At 44.8% G+C, this 13,400-nt stretch carries 8 protein-coding genes; 1 reads left to right on the top strand and 7 read right to left on the bottom strand.

What is annotated here, in order from left to right; all coding sequences use genetic code 11:
- Positions 1–201 precede the first annotated feature (201 nt).
- From BM021_RS08540 to guaB, 3 genes are all read right to left on the bottom strand, one after another.
- Complete coding sequence (locus BM021_RS08540; RefSeq protein WP_218147843.1) at positions 202–693, bottom strand: CDP-archaeol synthase; 492 nt, start codon at positions 691–693, stop codon at positions 202–204.
- Between the two features lie 80 nt (positions 694–773).
- Entirely contained in the window at positions 774–2,336 is a 1,563-nt protein-coding gene (gene guaA, locus BM021_RS08535; RefSeq protein ID WP_090720617.1) for a glutamine-hydrolyzing GMP synthase, read from the bottom strand.
- 12 nt (positions 2,337–2,348) lie between these two features.
- Positions 2,349–3,812, bottom strand: a complete 1,464-nt coding sequence (guaB, locus tag BM021_RS08530; RefSeq protein WP_090720616.1) for an IMP dehydrogenase — start codon at positions 3,810–3,812, stop codon at positions 2,349–2,351.
- A 167-nt stretch (positions 3,813–3,979) separates the two neighbouring features.
- On the opposite strand from guaB, the gene BM021_RS08525 reads away from it, so the two are divergent.
- Complete coding sequence (locus tag BM021_RS08525; RefSeq protein WP_090720615.1) at positions 3,980–4,447, top strand: DUF4124 domain-containing protein; 468 nt, start codon at positions 3,980–3,982, stop codon at positions 4,445–4,447.
- Between the two features lie 355 nt (positions 4,448–4,802).
- On the opposite strand, the gene BM021_RS08515 is transcribed toward BM021_RS08525, so the two are convergent.
- The 4 genes from BM021_RS08515 to BM021_RS08500 all read right to left on the bottom strand — a co-directional run bounded on the left by BM021_RS08515 (position 4,803) and on the right by BM021_RS08500 (position 13,350).
- Positions 4,803–6,764, bottom strand: coding sequence for an FG-GAP-like repeat-containing protein (locus BM021_RS08515; RefSeq protein WP_090720613.1), 1,962 nt, complete (start codon positions 6,762–6,764; stop codon positions 4,803–4,805).
- 336 nt (positions 6,765–7,100) lie between these two features.
- Positions 7,101–10,016 (bottom strand): FG-GAP-like repeat-containing protein, encoded by a 2,916-nt coding sequence (locus BM021_RS08510; protein ID WP_090720612.1) that lies wholly within the window; start codon positions 10,014–10,016, stop codon positions 7,101–7,103.
- 674 nt (positions 10,017–10,690) lie between these two features.
- Positions 10,691–12,157, bottom strand: coding sequence for a TIGR03032 family protein (locus BM021_RS08505; protein ID WP_090720611.1), 1,467 nt, complete (start codon positions 12,155–12,157; stop codon positions 10,691–10,693).
- Between the two features lie 83 nt (positions 12,158–12,240).
- Positions 12,241–13,350, bottom strand: a complete 1,110-nt coding sequence (locus BM021_RS08500) for a TolB family protein (RefSeq protein WP_090720610.1) — start codon at positions 13,348–13,350, stop codon at positions 12,241–12,243.
- Positions 13,351–13,400 lie beyond the last annotated feature (50 nt).

Genomic DNA, 13,400 nt, shown 5'->3' with positions numbered 1-13,400 from the left:
CGACGTTTATGTAAAGATCATGAAATCTTGCCTGCATCTTCGGAAGTGTGGATTCAAATTGCCTTCGTTCAATTGCTTCTGCGACGACGTTATTAATTTTGCAAACAGGTTCTTAAAAAAATAATTGATAGATGCTTTTTCAGGGCCGACTAGTTAATATCAGAAACCTCAGGAATACTCAATTCAACCCTTCTTCACGGTTTAGTAAGGGGTTTTACGGATCTTGAACAGAAATAAAATCCATGAAAGGACAAGTTCCATCACGAAGAATACCAATACGACAAAGACAACCTGCTCCATACTGATCCCCAGCAGTGCTTTGCATCCCAGGAGCGGAAACAGGGATTCCGGAATCTGATCCAGACCCAATGCCATGGAACTGGGTGGCAAACCCAAACGTCTTTTGATAAAACTCGAAGTAAGATCACCCGCCATCGATAGGATGCCAAACAATAAGCTGATCAACAAAGGTACTGTAAAAATATTGCCAATGAGAATCGACATTAATAACGCTGAAAATAGGCCTCGGAACGTTTTTGACGAGCCCAGAATAGGTTTTCCATCAAAAAATAATTTATTGAAATCAATAGGATAATTAAACCGTTTGCCAGCAAGTTTTGCCAGCAGAATAGGCGCTCCATTCACCCCCATCAACCAAACCAGCAGAATCATTTCCTGTTGCAGTTGCTCCATTGGATGAACTCAAGGTAGAAATAACTATTAAAGAGTAAGAACAACCTTTGGTTTATTAAATTGAATCCAAATTCATTGTCTTATTCCCACTCAATGGTTGCTGGCGGTTTACCGGAAATATCGTAGACAACGCGGTTGATGCCGCGAATTTCGTTGATGATGCGGTTAGAAACCTTACTTAACAGAGAGTATGGCAGTTCCGCCCAGTTTGCGGTCATAAAATCCTGGGTCTGCACCGCTCTTAGGGCAATCACGTATTCATAGGTGCGCCCATCACCCATCACTCCAACGGATTTGACCGGCAAGAAAACCGCAAAAGCTTGTGATGTTTTTTCATACCAGCCCGAATGTTGCAATTCTTCAATAAAAATTTGATCCGCTTGCCTTAATAACTCGGCATATTCATATTTGACCTCGCCTAGAATACGCACGCCCAATCCGGGTCCGGGGAATGGATGACGGAATACCATTTCGCGCGGCAAATCAAGCACCAGACCTAATTCCCTTACTTCATCTTTAAATAGTTCGCGCAACGGCTCGAGTAATTTAAGGTGGAGTGTTTCAGGCAGCCCTCCTACATTATGATGCGACTTGATGGTATGGGCTTTTTTGGTTTTACCGTGGGCAGATTCAATCACATCAGGGTAAATTGTGCCTTGCGCAAGCCATTTGGCGTCGCTGATTTTTGCTGCCTCGCGCTGAAATACTTCGATAAATTCACGCCCAATAATTCGCCGTTTGGTTTCAGGATCTGTGATGCCTTTAAGATTTCTATAAAAATCACGGCTGGCATCGATATGAATCACTTTCACGGCCAGGTAGTTGGCAAAAATTTCCATGACCTGCTTGGCTTCATTAGCACGTAGCAGACCATTGTCCACAAATACGCAAGTAAGTTGATCTCCAATGGCGCGATGGATCAATGCGGCCGCCACTGAGGAATCAACACCACCGGACAACCCCAGGATGACCTGATCATTTCCCACAGTTGCACGGATCTTGCCAATCGCCTCATCGACATAATCCGGCATATTCCAGTCATATCCAATGCCGCAGATATCGTGCACAAAACGGTCGATAATCGCTTTGCCTTGAAGTGTATGAGTAACTTCAGGATGAAACTGAATACCATAAAACTGACGCTTATCATCTGCCATTGCAGCAATCGGCGTTGCTGCGTTATATGCCATCACCTGGAACCCGGCAGGCAAAGCAACTACTTTATCCCCGTGGCTCATCCAGACATCCAGTACATGGTTTCCGGCTGCATTGGTACGGTCTTTAATTTCCTCAAATAACACGCCATGTTGTGTCGTTAGTATTTCTGCATAGCCAAACTCGCGTACCAGCGCATTTTCAACAACACCCTCCAACTGCGCCGCCATTGTTTGCATACCATAGCAGATACCCAGTACCGGAATATTGAGTTCAAACACGATTTGCGGCGCACGAGGTGTTTCATCTTCAGTAACCGAAGCAGGACCGCCAGATAGTATGATGCCCTTGGGAGAAAATTCTTTGATAAACTCCGCACTGACATCATGCGGATGCAATTCGCAATAAACGTTCGTTTCACGGATACGCCGGGCAATCAACTGCGTATACTGGGATCCAAAGTCCAGGATAAGGATTTTCTGATGCATTGAAATTAATTCTTACTTGACATGATAGTTGGGAGCTTCTTTGGTAATCTGAACATCGTGCACATGCGATTCACGAATACCAGCTGACGTAATTTCAACAAATTCAGCTCTCTCGTGCATATCAGCAATCGTTTCACAGCCCAGATAACCCATACTTGAACGTACACCCCCCATTAACTGATGAATGACGCCTGAAATACTACCTTTGAAGGGAACACGGCCTTCAACACCTTCGGGAACCAGCTTGTCATTACTTTTCTGCTCTTTTTCCTGGAAATAACGGTCGCTGGATCCTTGCTGCATGGCTGAAAGCGAACCCATACCCCGATAACTTTTATAGGACCGGCCTTGATATAATTCAATTTCCCCCGGTGCTTCTGTAGTGCCAGCGAATAATCCGCCCAACATAACCACATCTGCGCCTGCTGCTAAAGCTTTAGCGATATCGCCTGAATAGCGGATACCGCCATCGGCAATGATGGGCACACCACTGCCTTTTAACGCTTCGGATACATTATGAATGGCGGTAATCTGCGGGATACCGACACCAGCCACAACCCGAGTGGTGCAGATGGAGCCCGGGCCAATGCCTATTTTGACTGCGTCTACACCTTGATCCACCATGGCTCTGGCAGCCACAGCCGTTGCAACATTTCCGCCAATCACCTGCACGGATGGCAGATTCTTCTTCACCCATGCGATACGATCCAGAACACTCTGTGAATGACCATGCGCGGTATCGACCACAATCACATCGACGCCCGCTTCAACCAGCGCAATCGCACGTTCTTCACTGCCTTCCCCAACCCCAATGGCTGCGCCAACGCGCAATCGTTCTTGTTCATCCTTGCTGGCCAACGGATATTCAGAGGTTTTGATAATATCCTTAACCGTAATAAGACCGCATAATTCAAACTGATCATTGACGACCAGCACGCGTTCCAGCCGGTGCTTATGTAACAGCGCCAATACTTCCTCGCGTGAAGTGTCTTCTTTGACCGTCACCAGCCTATTCTTGGGGGTCATAATGTGCTTGATGGCCTGATCGAGATTGGTCTCAAAACGCAGATCCCGGTTAGTTACAATGCCGACCACTTTTTTACTATCTACCACCGGCAATCCGGAGATTTTATGCCGGCGTATCAGTTCAAGCACCTCACGCACGGTCATATCCTGATGGATGGTAATAGGATCTTTAACTACCCCACTTTCGAAGCGCTTGACTTGTGCCACATGCGCTGCCTGGGCCTCAATCGACATGTTTTTATGAATAATTCCGATACCGCCTTCCTGCGCCAAGGCAATGGCCAATGGCGCCTCGGTAACTGTATCCATCGCAGCCGACACCAATGGAATATTGAGGGCAATTGTGCGGGTTAATTGTGTCGTCAGGCTGACATCACGTGGCAAAACTGTCGAATGAGCCGGAATTAAAAGAACATCATCAAAAGTGAGTGCTTTTTGAATCAACTGCATAATAACAATCCTTTGCAAAGTGACATTATAGCCAAACCAACCACAAATTTCGCCCCCATTCACTAGAATACAGCAATTTCCGCTCATGCAAGGTAATACAATAAGCCTTCAAGTTACCTAAAGGCGTGTCCGATGTTTATTAAGTTATTCACCTCGAGGAACATTCGATGAAATTTTTTGTATGGACTGGACTTATATGGCTACTCAGTGTAACAGCTAATGCCCAAGTTTATAAATGGGTTGATGAAAATGGCAAAACACAGTATACAGATCAACCGCCTCCACCCGGCGTTTCAAGGGAAAAACAACGCCTAAATCTCAAATCGGTATCTGCACCGACAAATAATGCAATAAATCAATCTAAAACTTTGAGTGAGGAAAGGCTTGAGTTTGACAAGCGCCAGCAGCAGAAAAAGGAGGAAGAAGCCAAGCAGTTAGCCAAAGCGGAAGAAAATAAAAAGAAATGCATTGATGCCCAAAGCCGGCTTAGAATGTATAGTGATTCACCCCGTTTAACCATTCCAGATGGCAGTGGTGGAATTGCTTATGTCGATGATGACATGCGTCAGAAACGAATTAATGAAGCCAACCAAGCAATTGCAACATTCTGTAATAAACAAGCATCTGAAAATTAAACGGCTGGATTCATTAGATTCATACTTGAAATTATATTTTCACGTACAGATACTTCAGACTTAGCTGGAGTATCTGCTTCTATTGAAAGCAGGCTAACAGCGCGAACAAAATTGATATTTCAGGATAGTTGTTGTTATTCGAGCTTCTGTACTCGCTAGATAACAAACCGGGTTTCAAGAAAAATGCCCGTCATTTCAGAAGATTGAGAGAGTTTCCTGATCTCTGGGTACAAATTCCGAATTTGGGACACCGGCTCGAACCCAATGAGCCACTTTATTTTGATGAGAAAAAGCGCCAGGAAAAATTTTCCAGGCTCAATGAGTTCTGATTAATCTGAGGATCCCTCATCCATAACTAGATCACCACGATATCCGCATTGGTCATGCTCAGCCCTGCACCAAGCGTAGCAATTTGTACCGCAGCTCCCGCGCCATTGCCATCGGCATCATATAGCAAAGCACCCGTTGTACTGTTATAGATAATAAAATCATTGGCATCTAATGCTTGTGCGCCGACTCTGAATCGGCTGGCGGCTAAGACACCTGTCCCCATTAATGCGGTAAACACAGCATTCTCAAGCTGGATAGTATCTGCAGCCACATTATAGTCAGTGATTGTGTCAATGTGACCGGCCGTAGTAATCCGGAAAATATCTGCACCGGCACCACCTGTGAATGTATTGGTACCCGTGCTACCATCAAGAATATCGTTACCCCCTCCGCCGTTTAACTGATTATTGGCTGAATTTCCAGTAATGCTATTGGCTAGATTATTGCCCGTGCCATTAATGGCTGTTGCACCTGTCAGCAGGAGATTCTCTACATTCGCGGGCAATGTATACGTTACACTGCTGCTGACCTTGTCAGTGCCCTCACTAGGGTTTTCGGTAATGGTATCATCCACATTATCAACCACATAATTATCAAAACCCAATCCGCCGAGCATAGTATCCGCACCAGCTCTGCCATCAAGCGTATCGTTACCGCCGCCGCCATTTAATCGATTAGCGGCTGCATTACCCACCAAAACATTATTTAAGCCATTACCGGTACCGTTAACAGCCAACGTACCAGTCAAAGTGAGATTCTCCACGTCTACTGGCAGTGTATAAGTCACCGCGCTGTTGGCCTTGTCAATGCCCTCATTGCGGTATTCAATCACGACATCTCCAGTACTGCTCACTACAAAAGTATCGTTACCCAAACCACCGATCATCACATCTGCTCCAGCATTACCATTGAGCGTGTCATCACCATTCATGCCATTCAAGACATTATTCTTGCCATCGCCCGTCAGATTATCGTTAAAGTTGCTACCGGTCAGATTTTCGATATTGGTCAAGGTATCTGATCCGGCACCACCCGTATTTTGCTGCGTAGTAACAATCAGGGAAACGGTGACTGAGCCGGCAGCAGAAGCATAGCTGACAGTATCATGCACAGATGCTGCTGTACCTGTCAGAATATCGTTTCCTGCCGTGCTAGCCAGAAACACAGCCGAGGAATCATTCAAGAAGAACAATGTATTGCCATCTCTATTACCGACAAAAGCATCCAAATCACCATCATTGTCGATATCTACAAAAACAGGACTTGCATTGGAATCCACATCACTTAAACCAAGCGGATTGGTGCTGGCCGCAGCAAACACTGGAGCAGTGGCAGTTCCCGTGTTCCTAAAAAACAACGTATTGCCATCAAGGTTACCAATAAAGGCATCTAAATCACCATCACCATCATTATCGGCAAAGGTGGGATTGGCCAGGAAGCCTACGTCACTTAAACCGAACGGATTCTGAATTCCCGCAGCAAATGTCGGATTGCCGGCTGTACCCGTGTTCCTGAAAAACAATATATTGCCATCAGAATTACCGATAAAGGCATCCAAATCCCCATCATTGTCAATATCCGCAAAGGTTGGACTCACTTGTGTGCCTGCATCGCTCAAACCAAACGGATTAGTAACGGCTGCCGCAAACGCTGGACTGCTGACCGTCCCCGTATTTCTATAAAACAACGTGTTACCATCAGCATTACCTATGAAGGCATCCAAATCCCCATCGTTATCGATATCCGCTAAAGTGGGGTTAGCGTAGAAACTGACATTACTCAAACCAAACGGATTAGCGACAGCTGCCGCAAACGTTGGACTGCTGACTGTTCCTGTATTTCTGAAAAACAAGGTACCGTTAAATACCTCACCCACGAAGGCATCCAAATCCCCATCATTATCGATATCCGCTAAGGCAGGGGCGGCCAAAGTTCCTACGTCCGTCAAACCAAACGGATTGATAGCAGTTAAGCTAAATACTGGCATACTCTCACTCCAAATATATACTTTGAACAACGCAGCGCATCACGAAATTTATTGCTTCTGGTATAGAGATCACTTCTTCTAAAGGCTATGAGATGGGTAGGCAAATATGCATAAGATTGGTTATTTAACCTCTATTGCCCACTTGCTGCGCTATTGCAAAACTAGTCACCTTCAATCAATTCAATCAATACTGATATACCCCTGCATAGGATATATCAGCCTAACATTAATCAATAATCGTAATTTTATAGCTTGTTCAAGAAGTTATTAAAATTAAGAACTTATTTACCATACCTGAAAATTATCTCATCTGCAATTCTCGGTCAACTTCTCTACCTATATCACCACGACATCCTCATGAGTCATATTCAAACCAGCGCTAACGATCGCAATTTGCACCGCAGCTTCCGTTCCATTGCCATCCACATCGTATAGCAAGATCCCTGTTTCACTGTTATATATAATAAAATCATCAGCATCCAATGCTTGTGCACCGATTCGGAAATTTTCAGATGCTAAAATTCCTGTCTCCGTTAATGCGGTAAACACGGCATTTTCAAGATGGATAGTATCACCAATTACGGTAAAGTCAGTGATCGTGTCCAAGCAATCTGCTGAAGTAAATCTAAAGAAATCGTTACCTGATCCACCCGTTAATGTATTAGTACCTATGCCGCCGTCGAGAATATCGCTGCCAGCACCACCATTAAGAATATCGTTACCGGCCTCACCCTTTAATTGATTGGCGGCGTTATTTCCAGTAATAACATTATTCTGACTGTTGCCGGTTCCATTGACCGCCGCTGTGCCGGTTAAGGTAAGCTCTTCTATGTTAGCCGGCAGTGAGTAAGTGACCCTACTGCTAACCTGATCAATATCCTCGCTGAAATTTTCAATCACGACATCACCGGCATTCTCAACAAAATAACTATCATTTCCTGATCCACCGCTCAGAGTATCTGCCCCAGACCATCCTCGCAGGATGTCATTACCCGCACCTCCGTTCAAAATGTTATTGGCCGCATTACCTGTCAAGTCGTCATCAAAGTCGCTACCAATTAAATTCTCAATGTCAGTCAAGGTGTCTAACCCCGCACCGCCCGTATCTTGCTGCGTGGTAATGTTCAGAGAAACCGTTACTGATGCGGTGGCGAAAGCATAAGTTACTGTATCATTGCTGGATGACGTGCCCGTCAAGATATCATTTCCGGAAGTACTCACCAACGCTGGATTAAAACTTTTACTGCCGAGAAGTGGTTCTGCCACGCCATCCGAAATACTGGTATTAATGGTAAAAGCGTCATTAAAACCAGCTGCTGGAATAAAGGCTAAATCCGCAAGCAGCGTATTTACGTCTGCTAATGCACCATTGGCTGTCCATACCCCTGTACCCGGATCATAGGTGGAAGTCACTGTACCGGATGTGGCAGTACTTAAACTACCAGCTGCACTATCAGATAACGTTAAAGTTGCGGTGACAATGGCACTATCGGGATCGCTGATAATAATATCAGTTAGATTTAACGACGTGCCTTTGGTATATGTTTCATCGGTGGTTAAATTTGCAACGTTGGGTGCATTATTGTTAATGAAAAAATTCTCGAACGGATAGCTGCCAGCGTACTCATAAGATCCAGTCACGTAAGCATCTAAATCCCCATCCCCATCGATATCGATAAAAGTCCGGCTGCTAATGAAAGAACGGAAGAAATTTTCCGGCAAGCCAAATGAACTGCTTTCTAGAGTAAACGCCGGACTAGTGGCTGTTCCGGTATTCCTAAAAAGAGCATCCTCCACGAAGGCATCCAAATCGCCGTCTCCATCCACATCGATAAAGGCTGGGTTACCTTTCAAGCCAAATGGATTGGTTTCAGGAGCAGCAAATGCTGGACTGCTGGCTGTTCCCGTATTTTGAAAGAAAAATGCGTCGCCAGCAGCATTTCCCACGAAAGCATCTAAATCACCATCATTGTCGATATCTACAAAGACAGGAGTAGCATACTCACCTGTATCACTCAAGCCAAACGGATTAGTTTCAGGAGCAGCAAATGCTGGGCTGTTGACTGTGCCTGTGTTCTCAAAAAACAGGGCGTTGCCCGCATCATTTCCTATAAAAACATCTAAATCGCCGTCGCTGTCAATGTCCACCAGAGCAGGGCTAGCAAAGCTGCCCACATCACTCAAGCCAAACGGATTAGTTTCAGGAGCAGCAAATGCTGGGCTGTTGACTGTGCCTGTGTTCTCAAAAAACAGCGTATTACCGCCCTCTTCATCATAATAACTGTCGCTTTTTCCGATAAAAGCATCTAGATCACCATCGCCGTCGATATCCGCGAAAGCAGGTTCAGGGTTGAGCCCTACCTCACCGACCCCAAGCGAACTTGCAGAAAAAAAAGGAACGTTACCTTCTCCAATGTTCTGGAAAAAAGATATATCACCTGCGCCACTGCCGATAAAAGCATCTAAATCGCTATCTCCGTCAATATCAGCAAAGACAGGTGGATTGATATATCCTCCTACCCTGCTCAAGCCAAATGGGTTCTCGCTGTCGCGGTAAAATACCGGATTATTAACTGTTCCAATATTTCTAAAAAACCACGTGCCATCAGGGTTGCTATAATTACCTCCCGAACCTATGAAAGCATCTAAGTCGCCATCGCCATCGATATCAATAAAAGTGGGGCTGGCCATATATCGACCAACACCGCTCAAGCCAAACGGATTAGTCTCGGGAACACCAAAGATAGGGTCTTCGGTTGTTCCAGTGTTTCTAAAAAACAGCGTATCGCCGTCATAATTACCGATAAAAGCATCTAAATCGCTATCACCATCAATATCGATAAAAGTGGGATTGGCAAAGGCATTCACGCTACTTAAGCCAAACGGATTGGAAATGGGTTCAGCAAAAATTGGATTGCTTGCTGTCCCGGTATTTTTAAAAAACAGAGCATTGCCTTCGCTGGTGCCGACGAAGGCATCCAGATCGCTATCGTTATCGATATCCACAAAAGAAGAGCTGGCAAGATAGCCCACGTTACTCAAGCCAAACGGATTAGTGATGGCAGCAGCAAAGATGGGGTTGTTGGCTGTTCCTGTGTTCCTGAAAAACAATGTGTTGCCATACAATTCGCCGACGAAGGCATCCAAATCACCATCGCCGTCGATATCCACCAAGGCGGGACTGGCGTCCCGTCCCACGTTACTCAAGCCAAACGGATTAAGGGTGATATTATTAAAGATAGGATCAGCCATATGATTACTCCATAAGTGTTAGGATTTAACACGCTGTGTCACATCATTCAGCGCTTGAGTATTGATGTAATTACTTTTCAATCGGCTGATGACGATCAATGAAAAAATATGCAATGAACAATCATTCAACTTGTGTTGTTCGCCTTTCCTATTCATGCTGCACTATGACAAGTCAATCGTCTGGTCTTTTATCGATACAGTCATACGATTAATTCGTAATAATTGACTTTCACCTGCAACATTCGAGGGAATCGCAAACAATCCGTCTGTTGCAGAGGCTCAACTACTTAACTTCTTGTTTAATAGAATTACATGTTTGATAAGTAAATTGAACAAAATGCTTACTTCTATCTACGGGTTTCCCGGGAATATTATAAAAGCGCTAATCAACATTAAGTATCTGCTTTTATTCATCATAAAACTATAAAACCCATCAACAAAGTAAAATTATGATGATCCAAATCAGCTTGGTCAGCCGGATACCGCACATAGTGATAAATATTTTTGAGACTAGAGAAACAGCCGATAAGCAGTTAATTGTTAAGGAATAATCATTTGAAGAATCAGAATTTATTTTGAAAACTGGGCAAGCCTTTTGTTTCCATATTTAAAATCAATCAAACGAATTAATTGAAAGATGAGACAAAACTAGACGAGCCTGCTGACTGCGTTAATCACTGTGCCTGAGGTGATGAGTGATTCACTAATTGCTGCAAGTGTTGATATAACCGTTTTTCGATCGATTGATGGCGATAAGCGGGTAACACATACGATGATAATAATTCAATATGAGATTGATCGCCTTCCTGCCAGCATTCTGCGACAATCAAGCCAATCATTTCACCTTCAACCGATGCAGAAATGCCGAATAATTCACCACGTTGTGACCGGGCCTGCCAGCGTTCCTGCAAACTGGGTTCTGTCATTGCTTCATAAGGCAAAAGATTCTCTGGCGTCAAATGGCACATCCGCTGATATTTAACAATAGAATCCTGGGAATTCGCCAGCTGCAAAACGCGCGGTACGCCCGATACTTGAACGGGTTGACTCAAACCAGGACGTTTTACGGTGGGTTTAGTAATCATCATCCCTCCAGAATGAGGAAAAGAAATCAGACGATCAATGTCATCATCCTGAAAACCTAAAGCTCTTGGCGTACGAACCTCAGGCAGCACCACGACATCATAAAGTTCCTCGACCACTCCGCCAATATGCAGCACGTGTAGAACATTGCCAGTATGTAAATCAACCACGGCCACACCACATTGGGCAGTCATACTTTGAGCAGTAAGGCGGCTTTCCAGTGATAAACCTGAGAAAGCTTTTGAACGTAATTTTGATAAACCAATCAAGGCACAATTTTTCCAGAATGCCAGTCCACGAACAAAACCTGGACAGAAGGTCACTGGTGCAAATTTATCGCCATCTAAATAGCCAAACTCACCCGTACCCGAATTGAGCAACCATAACTTACCTTGATACCAGCGCGGTGAATGCGGCATCGATAAACCAGCCGCAATGATTTCATTGCTGGGAATATGCATCACCACTCCACCATCTGCGCGGTGGTTGCGCCAGCCTGCCGCTTCATCTGTCACGCTGCATGCAGTCACATAAGCGGGCTTATCGTTTTGCATGGCCAAACCATTTAAATGGCAACGATCTTCAGCCACAAGCTTGGTGATAAAGGGCGGTTTCCAGAGGGGGGCGAAACTAAACCCCGCCTGCAAGGTAGCCAGGCAACTGAAATCGGTATTGATGAACAGGATGTTCTGCTCCTCAGTGACTACCACATCATGCACATTCAGATCACCGGTAGTGTGAGATTGGCTAGGTACATACAATCGATCACAACCTTGGTACAGCTCATTTTTTGCCAAACGATTTTCCAATTGCCAGATTTGGTAACGGGTGACCATATAAAGGCTTTCATTGCTTGCATACAAACCCATCGGCTTATCGAACAAGCGTTCATTCACGGCCAAACGCCCTTTTTCCTTGCAACCAACGAGAAACAAACGATTAGTTTGATAAGTCGTGAAAGCAAAGCTGATCTGTTCCTCATCCAGCCACTGATATAGGTGATCAGAGCCTTGCATGATTACAGGAGGTGGTTTGTTGGAATCGGATGGTTTCGTCATAAATGGATTAACTCAGACCTGGGTTAATTACCAGAAAATTTTTAGCTCCGGCAATACCTTCATTACATTTCCGTAAGATGAGCTTATTTCAACGAAAGACTTTCTAGCGCTTTCTGATGATTCCATTTGCCGTGAAACAGATGGCCTTTCTTTTCGGGCGTACGGTCACTGGTCCAGGTCAGATAATTGCCATCCGGTGTGAATACCGGCAAACCGTCAAATCCCTCTTTATCGGTTACTCGCACAGGATCTTTTTCGCCATTCACATCAACAATGTACAGCTCGAAGTTGCGGTGTCCGTGCAAATTCGTGGTAAAAATAATGTACTTACCGGAAGGATGATAGAAAGGTGCCCATGACATTGTATTGAGACGCGTGATTTGTTTCTGGTCTGATCCATCGATGTTCATCGTGAAGATTTCAGCTTCCCGGCCATTTTCCGAAAAGCGGCGCCAGACGATTCGCTTTCCGTCCGGGCTAAAAAATGGTCCACCATCGTAAGTTTTAGTCTGCGTCAATCTTTTCACGTTGGAACCGTCGGCATCCATGATATAAATATCGATCAAAGCCGATGGATTGGCTTTGAACAGTGCAACCTCCTCATCGGATAATTCCCCCGTGTAGGCTCTGCGATTAGAAGCAAAAGCGATCAGCTTGCCATCCGGCGACCAGGAAGCTTCAGCATCATACCCAAGCGTATGGGTGAGATTGCGGATTTTCCCACCGGAAAAATCCGTCTCGTAAATATCATAAAATTCATCATAATCCCAGGCATAGGATTGCCGCTCACCGGATTTTCTTCTTTCAATCTCGGCAATCATTTTGGCTTTTGCATCAGGGTCTTCATGGGTAGATGAAAACAGTACTTTTTCCTGGGTAGGGTGCACCCACGAGCAGGTAGTTTTGCCATTACCCGGCGATACTTGCTGCACTGCGCCACTGGCGATATTTTTCAGAAAAATCTGATAAAAAGGATTATCATCAGATACTTCCGCCTGATAAACCATCCACTGCATATCTGCACGATAATAAGCCTCGCCGACTCTCTTTTCCTTGTCCGAGAGCTGATACTCGCCGGTAATAAACTCTGTTGCACTGGCATGAGTTACCGCAAGGAAGGTCAGCGGCAACAAAAAGTTACTGATTAATAGAGAGGAATTTGGAATACAGGATGCCTTGGTGAAGTTTCTCATTGGATTTAAAAACCTTTTTGCTAAAAGGAAAACATTTAAACATAGCTGGA

Source organism: Nitrosomonas sp. Nm166, from assembly GCF_900112825.1.
Lineage (GTDB): Bacteria > Pseudomonadota > Gammaproteobacteria > Burkholderiales > Nitrosomonadaceae > Nitrosomonas.
The sequence above is the reverse complement of the archived record's forward strand: the minus strand, read 5'-3'. Positions and strand labels throughout refer to the sequence as shown.

Coding starts and splice junctions, on each gene's coding strand:
- BM021_RS08540 (WP_218147843.1), bottom strand. CDS start 693: ATGGAGCAACTGCAACAGGAAATGATTCTGCTGGTTTGGTTGATGGGG.
- guaA (WP_090720617.1), bottom strand. CDS start 2,336: ATGCATCAGAAAATCCTTATCCTGGACTTTGGATCCCAGTATACGCAG.
- guaB (WP_090720616.1), bottom strand. CDS start 3,812: ATGCAGTTGATTCAAAAAGCACTCACTTTTGATGATGTTCTTTTAATT.
- BM021_RS08525 (WP_090720615.1), top strand. CDS start 3,980: ATGAAATTTTTTGTATGGACTGGACTTATATGGCTACTCAGTGTAACA.
- BM021_RS08515 (WP_090720613.1), bottom strand. CDS start 6,764: ATGCCAGTATTTAGCTTAACTGCTATCAATCCGTTTGGTTTGACGGAC.
- BM021_RS08510 (WP_090720612.1), bottom strand. CDS start 10,016: ATGGCTGATCCTATCTTTAATAATATCACCCTTAATCCGTTTGGCTTG.
- BM021_RS08505 (WP_090720611.1), bottom strand. CDS start 12,157: ATGACGAAACCATCCGATTCCAACAAACCACCTCCTGTAATCATGCAA.
- BM021_RS08500 (WP_090720610.1), bottom strand. CDS start 13,350: ATGAGAAACTTCACCAAGGCATCCTGTATTCCAAATTCCTCTCTATTA.